Raw genomic sequence first — 15,343 nt, 5'->3', positions numbered from 1 at the left:
AATAATCGACAAATATATAAAAAATGTGATTTTAAAATAAATTAGACAACGTTAAAATTCAGGGCGTTTTTATGGACAGATTCATTTACCAAAAACGGGACAATAGGGGACAAAGAGTAAAAGCTCAGCCATTTTTTAACAATTACCGTTTTTGAAACATGATTTACATTTGTCCAGACGAATTAAAATTTTAAGTATCATGAAAATCACAATTTTCGAGAGTCTGACAAAGAAAGAGGCTCAAGGCATAATTGACGCGGCGGAGTGGGTAAGAGCTATCAGGGATGGCATGTATAAACCGACAGTCGACCGGGTACGCTCCATGATCAAGCTGGGCGACAAGGATAAGGCGCGCGACTGGAAGATGAAGCTTGCGGCTTCAGTCTGGGCAGGCGACTGCCGCACGGGGCGATTCTATAAGAACACCAAGGACAGGACGGGATGTGCCGTGTTCGATTTTGACAATCTGGAGGAGAAGCAGATACTTGCGGCACGACAACTCCTGGAGGTCTTTCCGTGGATAGTGACAGTCCACATCACGGCATCGGGCAGGGGACTGCGTGTGATAGCCAACATCGGCATTGTCCACATAGATGTATACCGTACAGCCTACGAGACTGTGGCACAACGTCTTCATGACATCACCGGTCTAGAAGCGGACATGGCATGCAAGGACTTTGCACGTGCCAGCCTCGCTTCGTACGATCCTGACATCTATTTCAATCCCGCCGCCACAGTATTCCCCTACGATGCGGACAGCAATCCGCTCAACTATGTACCTGCCACAGGCCCCGACACCTCGGAGGACTTCCGCTTTCTCAACAACCCCGTCACACAGGCCTTTGCCATGGGCGCCGACGCGGATATAAATTCTGTCATTGACCGTTTCTTCTCCACCAATCCATACGTGGAAGGCAGCCGGAACAACACCATGCTCTTCCTGGGAAAATACTTACGCTGGTATGGAATACAATCATGGCAACTGGACGAAGCGATAGCCACAGCATGCAGAAGAGCGGTACAACCCGGCATCACCGAAAAGGAGATAAGAACGGCCATATTATGGGGATATAATCATGGCAAAGAAGACCCGAATACAAAGACATACAAGGTTCAAAAGGTTCAAAAAACGCCTATGTACCCTTTTTCTCCTGAAGGAATGCGGCAAAAGCCTGACAATCAGCAATCGGAAAACTCCGAGGAGGACGAGGAAGACATCATCAACGAATTTTGCGCACCTATTCCGGACGAAGTGTTCGACACCCTTCCCGACGAACTCCGGAAACTGCTTGTCATAGCGAAGGACAAACGCGAAAGGGATATAATACTGCTTTCATGCATAGCCGTGTCTAGCGGACTGTTTCCGGCACTGCGAACCATGTACGGCAATCAGAAAAACTCACCACATCTCTATATGTGCTTTCTGGCCAGAGCCGGTTCGGGTAAGGGTATCGCAATGTTCGCATTGATTCTCGCCCGACAGATCCAGGATGAGCTGGACAGGATATACAGGGAAGAAAAGAAAGAATACGAAAAGAAACTTCTGGTGTGGGAAATGGAGCTGAAGACGGCCTTCAGGGAGAAACGCCTGCCGGACATAAACCTCAAGCCCGAAGAGCCCGTGAGAAAAACACTCCTCCTGCAGGTGAACACCTCGAAGAGCCAGATGATGCACGAGATGGCCGATGCGCAAGCTTTCGGAAATATCCTTGCCACATCGGAGATAGACGCCTTTGCCGAATCCCTGAATACTGACTTCGGGAAACACGCCGCCGAAATAAGAATGTTCTTCCACCATGAAAGTGTGGGCCAGAGCTTCAAGACCGACAAGGAGCCCATATCAATAGCCTTCCCGATGCTCGCGCTCATGCTTATGGGTACACCGGAACAGCTCGTGAATTTCATAAAGACACTTGAAGACGGTATGTACAGCCGATTCATGTTCTACACCATGAGCTCGAACTACAAATGGAAATCGCAGTCGCCACTGGACGGCAACGGCAATATAGACGTGAAGACACTGTTCGGTGATACGGGAGCGAAGCTGAAAGCGAACTTCTTCAGAAGTCTGGGGAAAGAGATAATGATAAACTTCACGCGCGAGCAATGGGACCACCACGCAAGCATCTTCCAGGAAGAGCTCGGACTGGCTGCCGCGGAGAGCAATCCGAACGTGGTCGCCATTGTCTTCCGTTCGGGGCTCATCGCCTTGAGAGTGGCAATGGTGTTCTGCGGCTACAGGATAATGGAGGCCGGATGGAACGTCACCGAATACACATGTACGGACGAGGATTTCGACAATGCCGTCTGTATCACACTGGTCTGCATGGGACATTCCGCCAACATATCCACCATGATGAACGAAGTAGTAAAAAGGCACAGGCTGACCAACTATTACAAGCTGATGCCGGTACTGATGAAGATGAAAAACGAATTCAGATATTCCGACTTCAAAAACGAGGCCATAAACTCCGGACTGAACGAAAGCGCGGCAAAAAGAGCCTTGAAAAAATATCTGGAAACAGGCTTGATATCAAGGACTTCCACAGGATACAGAAAGACATCGTTAGGGCGGAAAGGGTACATGGGCGAAAAATGAACCTAGTGAACCTGAAACAGGCGTCTGATACGTTTAAAAAAAACGGGCTGTCATTCGATGTAAAACGAGCTGTCATTTAAAGTCGAATGACAGCCCGTTCTGTAATTAACCCAAACACATACAATGGGGGACAAACTGACAACATTCCTCTTTCAAGATTTGATTTATAGGCTGATTATTAGTATCTTTACGTAGAAATAAAACGAAAGAGCGATGAAAAATCTACAGACAGAACAGGAGTTCAGACTCAAGACCTACAAGAAGAGTGAGCTGGCAATGATGTATTTCCCCGACGTAACCAAGGCGGCCGCTTCAAAGAATTTCAGGCGCTGGATAAGGAATTGCCATCCGATGATGCAGGAACTTGAAGCCATGGGATACGACAAGAACCGCCAGTATCTGCTAAAGGCAGAGGTGGAAGTAATAGTGAAGCATCTGGGAGAACCGTACTGACGGCTCCCGGATGCTTATTTTTTTGCATAAAATCCAGCCTATATTGTTAAAATATATTAAACAACAAAACTATTCATCACTCCACAGTAAGTATATCATTAATTTTTGCATTTAACCAATAAAACAGTATCTACCGAGATCTCTGTTTTTATTACAATTAGTTTTATCACCTGAAATACAATATTTTTTTGACAATAGTAAATTACAAGCTATTAAAACCACAGTAAAAGTATCTCATTATGCTCTTTTGTCTAAAAAAACATGGTTTAAGTTGGCTATATCGGGAATAAAACTTACTTTTGTGAATAATTATAGACTAAATGCGGACTATCTTGTACATCTGGGCGGAAACGGAGGATGTGGGGGGTAGCCGCGAAGCGTGCCTAAAGGTATAGATTTGTACTATTAATTAAGAATATGATAAATATAAGTAAATTCATTTCTCAATATGTCACAAAGCGTGACATAAGTATGTTTGCTCAGGATATTGAAGCAAACAAAGAGAAGCTTTCAGAAGAAATTTATAACAAAAGCGTGTGTGTAATAGGTGGAGCAGGATCTATCGGTTCATCATTCATACGTGCAATATTAAGATTTAAGCCTTCTAAATTAGTAGTAATAGACTTAAATGAAAATGGGTTGGCAGAACTCACTAGAGATTTGAGATCAACATACGGAATGTATGTACCTGCCGACTACAGAGCATATACATTAAATTTTGCAGACCCAATATTTGCCAGAATATTCCGTGAAGAAAAGGGATTTGACATTGTTGCAAACTTTTCGGCACATAAGCATGTAAGGAGTGAAAAGGACAAATATTCAGTTCAGGCTTTAATTGAGAACAATGATATCAAGGCTAAGAAACTGATGGATCTCTTGTGTGAATTTCCGCCAAAGCATTTCTTCTGTGTAAGTACTGACAAGGCTGCCAACCCTGTAAATATTATGGGAGCCAGCAAACGTGTTATGGAAGATATGATTATGGCATATTCGAAGAAATTCCCTGTAACCACTGCACGTTTCGCAAACGTGGCATTTTCAAACGGCTCATTGCCTGACGGATGGGTGGCACGAATAATGAAACAACAGCCTTTGGCTTCACCAAGCGACGTAAGACGATATTTCGTTTCTCCTGAAGAAAGCGGACAGATATGTATGCTAGCATGTATCCTTGGAAACAGTGGTGAAGTGTTCTTCCCTAAACTGGGAGAGGAACAGATGATTACTTTCAGCAGTTTCTGTGATAAATTCATTGAAACATTAGGCTACAAACAGCATCAGTGCAGTTCAGACGAGGAAGCAAAGAAGTTTGCTTTTGAAAGGAAAGAAGGTGACAAGGAGTATCCTGTAGTATATTTCAAGAGCGATACGACAGGAGAAAAGGATTACGAAGAGTTCTATATACCAGGAGAGAAAATAAATATGGACAGATTCTCTTCTTTGGGAGTGATAGAAGAATCGAAGCATCGGCCAATGAATGAAATAGAAGAATTTTATAATAAACTGGAAACAATTTTTGCCAACGAGAATTTTACCAAAGCGGAAATTGTGGCGGCTCTTAAAGAGTTCCTGCCAAACTTTGAACATGAAGAAAAAGGTAAGAATTTGGATCAGAAAATGTAAATGAATTATGGCAGACTATTCTAAAACAATAAACTTCATAAAAGAAGTATATGGCAATAAAGAGTTTACTCCTCTTGCCGTCCCTGTATTTGCAGGTAATGAAAAGAAATATCTAGAAGAATGTATTGACACTACATTTGTTTCGTCTGTAGGTCAGTTTGTTGACAGATTTGAAAAAGATATGGCAGCTTATACTGGATGTAAGCGTGCCGTGGTTTGCGTAAGCGGTACGAATGCTCTTCACATGTCACTTATGCTTGCTGGTGTAGAACGCGATGATGAAGTTCTTACACAGGCACTTACGTTTATTGCCACTTGTAATGCTCTTTCTTATATTGGCGCACATCCGGTATTTATTGATGTGGATAAGACTACTATGGGTTTATCGCCTGACGCTATAAAGGAATGGCTGGTTAAAAATGCAGAGATTCGTAACGGACAGTGTTACAATAAGAATACAGGAAGACGTGTAAAGGCTTGTGTACCTATGCATACATTCGGACATCCAGTGCGGATTGAGGAGATTGCCCAAATATGTGAAGAATATCATATCGAATTGGTAGAAGATGCTGCTGAATCTATCGGATCTCTTTATAAAGGTAAACACACAGGTACTTTCGGTAAAGTGGGCGCTATTTCCTTCAACGGGAATAAGACAATAACAACCGGAGGTGGCGGTATGATGCTGTTTAACGACGAAGAGTTAGGTGCATTTGCAAAACATCTTACTACACAGGCTAAAATTCCTCACCGTTGGGAATTCCGTCATGACCATATCGGTTATAACTACCGTATGCCTAATATTAATGCGGCACTTGGTTGTGCACAGTTGGAGAATCTGGACAAATTCGTTGAAAGTAAACGTCAGGTTGCAGCCGAATATGCCGAATTCTTTAAGAACGTAGATGATATTGATTTCTTTACAGAACCTGAAAACTGTTACTCAAATTATTGGCTGAACGTAGTAATCTTGAAAGATAAAGATGCACAGCTGGAATTCTTGCAGCAAACCAACGATAACGGAGTTATGACACGCCCTATTTGGGAGTTGATGAACCGATTGCCAATGTTTGAGAAATGCGAGAATGATGGTTTGAAAAATACTATCTGGTTTGCAGACAGAGTAGTTAATATTCCTAGTTCAGTCAGATTGTGATGAGTCAGAAAAATCTCATATTGATTGGAGGTGGCGGTCATTGCAAATCAGTCATTGACGTTGCCGAGTCGGCAGGATATAATATAATTGGTATATTGGATATGCCGGAAGATATTGGTAAATCTGTTTTGGATTATAAAGTAATCGGGACTGATGATGATATACCTCAGTTTGCTGACAAAGCTGAATTCATAATTACAGTGGGATTTATCAAGAGTCCTGCCATCCGTATGCGTATTTATGATAAGGTAAGAGAGGCAGGAGGTAAACTGGCAACTATAATAGCATCTACCGCACATGTCTCACGATATGCAAGTTTAGGTGAAGGTACTGTTGTAATGCATCAGGCTGTAGTTAATGCGGGTGCCAAGATTGGAGAAAATTGTATTATAAATACATTCTGCAATATAGAACACGACGCCGTAATTGGAGACCAATGCCATATTTCTACAGGTACCATGGTTAATGGTGATTGTAAAGTTGGTAAGATGTGTTTTATTGGCAGTCAATCTGTCCTGGCAAATGGAATAAGCATTTGCGATGATGTAATAGTCGGCGCAGGTAGTTTGGTTAGAAAAAATATTCTTAAACCCGGTATATATTCGGGTAACCCTGCAATCTTAAAGATTAAAAAATGAGAGATAAAGTATTAATAATTGCTGAAGCAGGTGTTAATCATAACGGTTCACTTGAGATTGCAAAACGCCTTGTTGATGAAGCATCTTCTGCCGGAGTTGATATTATAAAGTTCCAAACTTTCAAAGCGGAGAAACTGGTATCAAAAGCAGCCAAACAAGCTGAATATCAGAAAAAAAATATAGGAAAAGGAGAGGAAACTCAATACGCAATGCTCAAAAAACTGGAGCTCAGTAATAAGCAGCATGAAGAGTTAATAGCTTACTGTAACTTAAAGAATATTCGTTTTTTCTCTACCGCTTTTGATATGGATAGCATTGACTATCTTCATTCATTGAATTTGGGTTTATGGAAAATCCCATCAGGAGAAATAACAAATTATCCATACCTGAAGAAAATTGCTTCTTATAAAGAACCTGTGATATTATCTACAGGGATGTGTGAACTTAGTGATATAGAAAATGCAATCTACGTCCTTGTCGCAAACGGAGTTTCTAAAGATAAAATAACAGTGTTGCATTGTAATACAGAATATCCGACACCTATGAAAGATGTAAATCTTAAAGCCATGTTCGAGATAAAAGAAAAATTTGGAGTAAAAATAGGATATTCTGACCATACTGAAGGAATAGAAGTTCCTATAGCGGCAGTTGCACTTGGTGCGACAGTTATAGAGAAACATTTTACTCTTGACAAGAATATGGAAGGTCCTGACCATAAAGCTTCTTTAGAGCCAAATGAGCTGAAAGCCATGGTTAAGTCAATCAGAAATATTGAACAAGCTTTAGGATCCGGACATAAAACTGTATCCGAATCTGAAAGAAAAAATATTGAAATAGCGAGAAAGAGTATTGTAGCTGCAAAAGATATCAAAGAAGGCGAAATCTTTACGGAAGATAATATTACAGTAAAACGCCCTGGAAATGGTATCAGCCCAATGGAGTGGGAAAATGTTATCGGTAAAGCTGCAAAACGCGATTTTCAGGAAGAAGAATTGATAGAATTATGAGAAAGATATGTGTCATTACAGGCAGTAGAGCTGAGTATGGCCTTTTAAGCGGTTTGATGAAAGCCATAAAGGAAGATGAAAGTTTAGAGTTGCAAGTTATTGCAACAAACATGCACTTGTCTCCTGAATTCGGCTTGACATATAAAGAAATTGAACGGGACGGGTTCTTTATAAATAAGAAAGTTGAAATGCTTTTATCAAGTGATACTGCAAATGCAACGACAAAATCCGTAGGCTTAGCTACCATAGGTTTTGCTGACGCATACGAAGATTTAAAACCTGATATGATTGTTGTATTGGGTGACAGATATGAAATTCTAGCTGCAGTTACTGCCGCATTATTTTATAAAATACCTGTGGCACATCTTCATGGTGGAGAAATAACCGAAGGTGCATATGATGATTGCATACGTCATGCCATCACAAAAATGAGTCATTTGCACTTTACAAGTACTGAAGAATATCGCCAGCGTGTAATACAATTAGGAGAAGATCCTAAAAGAGTGTTTAATGTAGGTGCTCCAGGTATTGAAAATATAAAGAAAGTTCCTTTAATGAACAAAAAGGAACTTGAATCAACACTTGATGGCTTTACATTTAATGACAAGACCATTTTAATAACATATCATCCGGTAACTCTTGAGAATTCGACAGCAGAAGAACAGATACATAGTCTGTTATCAGCTCTAGATGAATATTCCGATATAAAGATTATTTTTACTCTTCCAAACTCTGACACAGATGGTCGTGTTATTATCAGACTGATAAATGAGTACGTTTCTAAGCATCAGGAAAAAGCAATAGCATATCCTTCTTTAGGGTTGAAACGATATCTTTCTGCGCTTCAGTTTGTTAAAGCTGTTGTAGGAAACTCATCAAGTGGTATTATAGAGGTTCCTAGTTTCGGAATACCGACACTAAATATAGGTGACAGACAAAAGGGCCGTATTGCAGCAGACAGTGTGATTAATTGTGGTACAAGCAAAAAAGATATTTTGGAAGGTCTTGACAAAGTATTAAACTCAGGACATAGAGAGATACATAATCCTTACGAAGGTAAAAATACAACAGCAGATATTCTGCACGTAATAATGACTTATCCTCTTGAAGGATTGATACAGAAAACATTTTATAATATACAACAATAATGAATTCATTAGTTATTATTCCTGCCAGAGGAGGTAGTAAAGGTATTCCTGGTAAGAATATAAAGCCATTAAATGGTAAACCTTTGATAGAATATACAATAGATGTGGCCAGAGGTATAGTTGCAGATTCCAATATATGTGTATCTACAGACTCGCAAGAAATTATTAGTATAGTAGAGAATTATGGATTGAAAGTTCCTTTTGTGCGTCCTGCAGAACTTGCAACAGATACTGCAGGCACTTATGAGGTATTATTACATGCACTAAACTTTTATGAAAATCAGGGACATAAATTTGATAATATAATTTTATTACAAAATACATCTCCATTTAGAACAATAAATCATGTAAAAGAAGCTTTGGAATTATATAATTCAGAAATTGATATGGTGGTATCGGTCTGTGAAGTTTCATCAAATCCATACTACAATTGTTTTGAGGATGGAGAGAATGGATATTTAAATATTTGCAAAGGAGACGGGAAATATACTAGACGTCAAGATGTTCCCAAATGCTGGGAATATAATGGAGCTATTTATATTATTAATCCTGAAAGTTTAAAAAAAATGCCATTAAATATGTTTACCAAGAAAGTAAAATATGTAATGGATAGAAAATATTCAATTGATTTAGATACAATGCTAGATTGGAAAATAGCAGAAGCTATTATAAAAGAATAATATAATGGAAAGTTTGCATATCTTAAGCAGTAACAGTAGGATTATAGACGCCTTAGTTAAAATTAATAGTTTTGTATCCGATCCATTAGTTTTATTTGTAACCGATGAGGAAAATAGAATGATAGGAACACTTACTGATGGAGACATCAGACGTGCTTTAATACGAGGTATAAAAGTTGAAGATTCCATAACTAAGGCCATAAACAGAAATTTTAATTTCCTACGTAAAGATAAAAATGATGATGTTGCCAATATTCATAGGCAAAGAGAAATGAAAATGAGGTTGATTCCGACATTAGATGATGAAAACCATATAGTAGAAATAATCAATCTTGAAAAATATAAGACAAAATTACCTATTGATGCTGTGTTAATGGCTGGAGGTAAGGGTGAAAGATTAAGACCTTTAACGGAAAAAACTCCTAAACCATTAATAAAAATAGGAGAAAAATGTATTATTGATTACAATATCGACAATCTAATATCATTCGGTATCAAAAATATATCAGTTACAGTAAACTATTTAGGAGAACAATTGGAAGAGCATTTTGCAGAACCAAGAGACGGTATAAAAATAAACACTGTGAGGGAACCTAAATTCTTAGGTACAATAGGTAGTATAAAATTCGTTGATGTATTCCATAATGATACTATTCTTGTAATGAACTCTGATTTATTTACAAATATAGATTATGAAGATTTTTATTTACATTTCAAAGAACATAATGCAGATATGAGTGTCGCAGCAGTCCCTTACGTAGTAAAAGTTCCTTACGGTGTATTTAATCTTGAAGGGAGAAATATTAAAGGTGTAACAGAGAAACCTACTATAAGTTATTATGCTAATGCAGGAATATATCTTATAAAGAAAAACTTATTACAACTCATTCCTAAAAATAAGTTCTATAATGCAACAGATTTTATGGATTCTCTGATTCAAGGTGGATATAATGTTATTAGATATCCTATTTCCGGATATTGGATTGATATAGGTCAACATGATGAATTAGAAAGAGCCAAAGAAATTGTAAAACATATATATTAATAAAAGAATTATGAAATATTGTACTAAATGTGTAATGCCAGATACAAGACCTGGAATTACTTTCAATGAAGAAGGAGTATGTTCTGCATGTCAAGCATACGAAAATAGGAAAAATGTTAATTATGATAAGCGTTTTGAAGAGCTCAAAATCCTATGTGATAAATACAGAGGAATGAATGGGCCAAACGGTTATGATTGTATGATTGCTGTTAGTGGTGGTAAGGATAGCCATTACCAAACTTATGTTATGAAAGAAATTCTTCACATGAATCCTCTATTAGTTTCTGTTGAAGATAATTTTCCAATGACAGAGGCAGGCAAGCATAATCTTAAAAACATTTCAGAAGCTTTTGGTTGCGATATTATTAGTATGAAGCCTAATATCAAAGCTCAAAAAATAATAATGCGTAAAACTTTTGAGAAATATGGAAAGCCAACATATTTTATTGATCGATACATATACACGTATCCATTACACATGGCTTTAAAATTTAATACTCCTTTATTGGTTTATGGAGAGAATGTTAGCTATGAATATGGTGGTAATGGTGCTGTAGAAACTTATTCTGCAAAGGATCAAATATATAATGGGGTTGGTTATGGGATTCCAACTGAAGAGTTATTAGGAGATGGCGTTACTTTAAAAGATTTAAACTTTTTTGAACCTCCTACAATTGATGAAATAAATAAATTAGATCCAATATATTTAAGTTATTTCGTCGAATGGAACAGTTTTAAGAACTATGAAATAGCAAAGCATTTTGGATTTCACGATCTTACCCATGAATGGAATAGAACTCACCATGTTGAACAAATGGATCAGGTCGATAGTCGAGCATACTTAGTTCATTCTTGGTTGAAATATCCAAAATTTGGTCATGCGTCCGCAACTGACTATGCTGCAAGAATGGTAAGATATGGAATGATTAACAGAGATGAAGCTTTTAAACTTGTCAAAGAACATGACCATGCTTTAGACCCTTTGTGTGTTAGAGATTTCTGTGATTTTCTTGGATATTCTGAAAAAGAGTTTTGGGATATTATTGATAGCCATTATAATCGTGATATATTCAAGAAAGATAATTATGGAAGATGGGTTTTAAAATAAAAAAGGTTATGTTTTTTATCTTTAAAGGTTCAGTCTTTTATTCATTCAATAAAGTAATAAAAGTGTTAATACATGAAGTATAGATGATACGAATTGTATAATAAAAAACACTCTAATGGTAAGTATAGAGTGAGTAAGCTATATAAAATATTTGTTCTTAAAACTTCTATTTACAGCTTAACAATTTTTAATTGTATAAAAAATATTAAGTTGTAAATAGAAGTTTTATATATGAATAACATTAGATACCTCACTTCGTTTTTTTATAGTTAATTTTTATTTGATTTGAAAAAGCATTATATGGGTGCAACTAGTAGGATTAATAATAGTATAAGAAATGCTAAAATAGCGTTAGTATTCTATGTTTTTAATATATTAATTCAATTTTTATCCAGAAAAATTTTTATTACTTATTTAGGTAGTGAAGTTTTAGGATTGAATACTACTGCACAAAATCTGTTAGGTTTCTTAAATTTAGCTGAACTTGGAATAGGTAGTGCTATAGCATATAGTCTTTATAAGCCATTATATAATAGTAATTATAATGAGGTTAACGAAATAGTTTCTATTCAAGGTTGGTTATACAGAAGAATAGCTTATATTGTTATAATATCATCATTATTTTTAATGCTTTTTTTCCCTTTAATTTTTAAAAAGGTAGATATCCCTTTTTGGTATACTTATGGATCATTTATAGCATTACTTACAAGTTCATTACTTGGATATTTTATAAACTATAAGCAGATTGTTCTTTCTGCTGACCAAAAAGAGTATAAAATAACAATAGTTGTACAAGGTTTAAAATTACTGAAAGTATGCATACAAATATTAGCTATTAGATATTTATTAGTTGGTTATCTATGGTGGATAATAATAGAAATTCTAATGTCATTTGTTACCTCTATAGTTTTAAATAAAGAAATAAACAAAGAGTATAAATGGCTTAAAACGGATATATCAAAAGGGAATGTCTTAAGAAAAAAATATCCTAATATTTTGACAAAGACAAAACAACTGTTTTTTCATAAGATAGGTAGTTTTGTTTTAACCCAGACCACACCTATTATTATATATGCATTTTCAACGTTAACTATGGTTGCTATATATGGGAATTATATCTTAATTATTAATGGTATAACAACGCTGTTAACTGCTATTTATAATGGAGTGAATAGCAGTGTAGGAAATTTAGTTGCTGAGGGCAATAAAAAGAATATAAAAAGAGTTTTTTGGGAAACTACTGTTTTTAGAGTTTGGATAGCTTCATTTATTTGTTTTGGTATATATACTTTGAGCGAAGATTTTATTATTTTATGGGTGGGTAAGGACTTTATTTTACCTCGAGAAACATTAATAATCCTTATCTGTTTAACATATCTAAATTCAACAAGGAATAATGATTTGTTTATTAATGCATACGGCTTATTTGGTGACATATGGGCACCTATAATTGAGTCAATTTTAAATTTATCAATATCAATATTATTAGGACTTGTATGGGGATTATCTGGTATAATATTAGGTGGTTTAATTAGTACTTTTCTTGTAATACATATATGGAAGCCATTTTATTTATATACTTATGGATTTAAGGACAAAATATCAGAATACCTAGTAGAAAATGCTAAATATTTAACTTTTATTCTTACCTCTTTTTTATTAGGCTTATTTATAACAAATAATTATTTTAAATCCCCATGTAATGATTATATAGATTGGATTTTAAAATCTATTGAAATAATGACTACATATATATTTATAAGTTTTTTGATTTTTTTCTCATGCAATAAATATTTCAGAAACATTGTAAAACGCTTTATAATTAAGTAATATGAATCCACTAGTATCAATTATTGTTCCTATATACAATACTGGTAATTATATACATACATGTATAGATAGTTTAATTAATCAAACATATAAGAATATTGAGATTATATTGGTTAATGATGGTTCAACTGATTCCTCTTTAAATATTATACAAAAGTATGCGAAAGGAGACAAACGAATTAAAGTTATAAGCCAAGAAAATGGCGGTGTTACTTTAGCAAGAAAAAGAGGTTGGCAAAATTCAACTGGCAAATATTGTTTATTTATAGATGCAGATGATAGCATTCAATTGGAAGCTATAGAATATTTTATAAATATTTTGTCAAAAAAAGAATATGATTTTATAGCAGGAAGTTATGACATTATATATGATAATGGAAAGATTGAACATATAAAGAAATTATACCCCATAGGTGAAATTTCTGTTTCCCAATATATTACTATATCTGTAAACAAACTTGAATGTATACCTTCTATATGTATTGGGATATTTAAAAGAGAAATTATCAATGAAGATATTTTTAATATACACAGAAATATATTTAGAGGTGAAGATTCTTCAACATTACTTGGAATTCTTAATAATGTAAATAGTATTTTCATTACAGATTATGTTTTTTATCATTACACCCAAAGGAATGATTCAGTAACACATACAAAAGATATTGATATAAATTATATTGTTAAACTATATGAATTGCAATATAGTATAACAGTATATAAAAATGAGTTTCTACCAATTTTACTTTCTAAATTGTTATCTTCTTATTATTATTGCACAGATATTAATAAGAAACATAGAATAAAATCAAGAATATTATCTTTATACAAAAAAGACGTTTTTAAGAAATTGGATTTAAAATCAAAAATAAAATATATTTGCATATATAATAATTATCTCGAAAAAATATTATCGAAATTTGTTATACACGAATAATGAAAAAACTAATTTTGATTGATCATGAATTGTACACAAAAAGAAGAAAAGAGATTTTCATGATTGATGCTTTTATAAAGTCTGGTTTCAATGTTGAGATTTGGGACATATCAAATATTGTTTATCCTAATATAAAATATCCGGATGAACAAAAAGATGAAATAGTTAAGAAATTATTAAATATTGATGATTTAAATAAAAGATTATCATTATGTAATATTAAGGATACAATATTTATCGTTGAATGTTTAGATATATGGGATAATAGAAAAATCTATAGACTATTATCTGAATATAATTGTTATACAATAAAGATTGATCTGTATGCAAATACAGTATTAAAAGAAACTTATAAGGAAAAAATATCTCGTCTTTTTTCAAGTACTTTTTTTTCTATAATCAACAACAAGATTAAATATACATTTTTATCAATATACAAAAAGGTCTATAAAATTAAATCTTTTGATAAAATATTGTCTTCATCATCTATAGTATACAGAACTGATAAAATAAATCATCCTGATTATGAATCTTATATTCAAGAAATGAATGATAAACCTATAGTTGAAGGTAATTATATCGTTTTTTGTGATATATCATTTCCTGATCATCCAGAATTTGTTTCTTTATATAAAAAAAGGCCATCGGCTATTAAATATAGAAAATCATTGAACATTTTTTTTGATTTTTTGGAGAAGAAATATAAGATGCCAGTAATTATTGCTGCACATCCAAAGTCTAATTATGATGGAGATGAATTTGGATATCGAAAGATTATAAAATATAATACAGGTAATTTAGTTATCAATTCTTCATTGGTCTTACAACATTTTAGTAATTCGGTTTCGTATTGTATATTAGCCAATAAACCAGTCATCTTTTTTATTACAGAAGACATGAAAGAGTTAAAGGAGTCTATTCAATATATGAATTTATTATGCAAAACATTAGGTAAAGAAACTATCAATATAGATAAAGATGATCTTGATAAATTGGATACTAATACGATTACAGAAGAATATAGAGAACAGTACATTTATACATATTTAACTTCATTAGAAACTAAGGATAAAAATAATTTCAATATTATTAAAGGAATTTTAGAGGCATTATAAA

13 protein-coding genes are annotated in these 15,343 nt (G+C 34.7%); all 13 read left to right on the top strand.

Features of this window, described 5'->3' with window-relative positions:
• Positions 1–199: 199 nt before the first annotated feature.
• The 13 genes from Q0486_RS06980 to Q0486_RS06920 all read left to right on the top strand — a co-directional run bounded on the left by Q0486_RS06980 (position 200) and on the right by Q0486_RS06920 (position 15,342).
• Entirely contained in the window at positions 200–2,599 is a 2,400-nt protein-coding gene (locus tag Q0486_RS06980; RefSeq protein WP_299231518.1) for a DUF3987 domain-containing protein, read from the top strand.
• A 213-nt stretch (positions 2,600–2,812) separates the two neighbouring features.
• Positions 2,813–3,052 carry a DUF4248 domain-containing protein gene (locus Q0486_RS06975; RefSeq protein WP_299231517.1) on the top strand — a complete coding sequence of 80 codons (240 nt, stop codon included), beginning with the start codon at positions 2,813–2,815 and terminating at the stop codon, positions 3,050–3,052.
• A gap of 417 nt (positions 3,053–3,469) precedes the next feature.
• Entirely contained in the window at positions 3,470–4,678 is a 1,209-nt protein-coding gene (locus Q0486_RS06970; protein WP_299231515.1) for a UDP-N-acetylglucosamine 4,6-dehydratase, read from the top strand.
• Positions 4,679–4,685: 7 nt separating this feature from the next.
• A complete protein-coding gene (locus tag Q0486_RS06965) occupies positions 4,686–5,834 on the top strand; it encodes a LegC family aminotransferase (protein WP_299231513.1) in 1,149 nt (382 codons plus the stop codon).
• Positions 5,834–6,472: an acetyltransferase gene (locus tag Q0486_RS06960; protein ID WP_299231511.1), complete on the top strand. Its 639-nt coding sequence runs from the start codon at positions 5,834–5,836 to the stop codon at positions 6,470–6,472. Before Q0486_RS06965 ends, Q0486_RS06960 begins: the two co-directional genes overlap by 1 nt.
• Positions 6,469–7,479, top strand: a complete 1,011-nt coding sequence (gene neuB / locus Q0486_RS06955) for an N-acetylneuraminate synthase (protein ID WP_299231509.1) — start codon at positions 6,469–6,471, stop codon at positions 7,477–7,479. Before Q0486_RS06960 ends, neuB begins: the two co-directional genes overlap by 4 nt.
• Positions 7,476–8,627 (top strand): UDP-N-acetylglucosamine 2-epimerase, encoded by a 1,152-nt coding sequence (gene neuC / locus Q0486_RS06950; RefSeq protein ID WP_299231507.1) that lies wholly within the window; start codon positions 7,476–7,478, stop codon positions 8,625–8,627. The genes neuB and neuC overlap by 4 nt, the downstream gene beginning before the upstream one ends.
• On the top strand, positions 8,627–9,307 hold the full coding sequence (locus tag Q0486_RS06945) for an acylneuraminate cytidylyltransferase family protein (RefSeq protein ID WP_299231505.1): 681 nt from the start codon (positions 8,627–8,629) through the stop codon (positions 9,305–9,307). Before neuC ends, Q0486_RS06945 begins: the two co-directional genes overlap by 1 nt.
• Positions 9,308–9,311: 4 nt before the next feature.
• Positions 9,312–10,352, top strand: coding sequence for a nucleotidyltransferase family protein (locus Q0486_RS06940; RefSeq protein ID WP_299231503.1), 1,041 nt, complete (start codon positions 9,312–9,314; stop codon positions 10,350–10,352).
• A gap of 10 nt (positions 10,353–10,362) precedes the next feature.
• Complete coding sequence (locus Q0486_RS06935) at positions 10,363–11,460, top strand: N-acetyl sugar amidotransferase (RefSeq protein ID WP_299231502.1); 1,098 nt, start codon at positions 10,363–10,365, stop codon at positions 11,458–11,460.
• Between the two features lie 300 nt (positions 11,461–11,760).
• Positions 11,761–13,290 (top strand): sugar transporter, encoded by a 1,530-nt coding sequence (locus tag Q0486_RS06930; RefSeq protein ID WP_299231500.1) that lies wholly within the window; start codon positions 11,761–11,763, stop codon positions 13,288–13,290.
• A 1-nt stretch (position 13,291) separates the two neighbouring features.
• A complete protein-coding gene (locus Q0486_RS06925; protein WP_299231499.1) occupies positions 13,292–14,227 on the top strand; it encodes a glycosyltransferase in 936 nt (311 codons plus the stop codon).
• A complete protein-coding gene (locus tag Q0486_RS06920) occupies positions 14,227–15,342 on the top strand; it encodes a hypothetical protein (RefSeq protein ID WP_299231497.1) in 1,116 nt (371 codons plus the stop codon). The genes Q0486_RS06925 and Q0486_RS06920 overlap by 1 nt, the downstream gene beginning before the upstream one ends.
• Position 15,343 lies beyond the last annotated feature (1 nt).

This window comes from uncultured Bacteroides sp., assembly GCF_937912035.1.
Taxonomy (GTDB): domain Bacteria; phylum Bacteroidota; class Bacteroidia; order Bacteroidales; family Bacteroidaceae; genus Phocaeicola.
The sequence above is the reverse complement of the archived record's forward strand: the minus strand, read 5'-3'. Positions and strand labels throughout refer to the sequence as shown.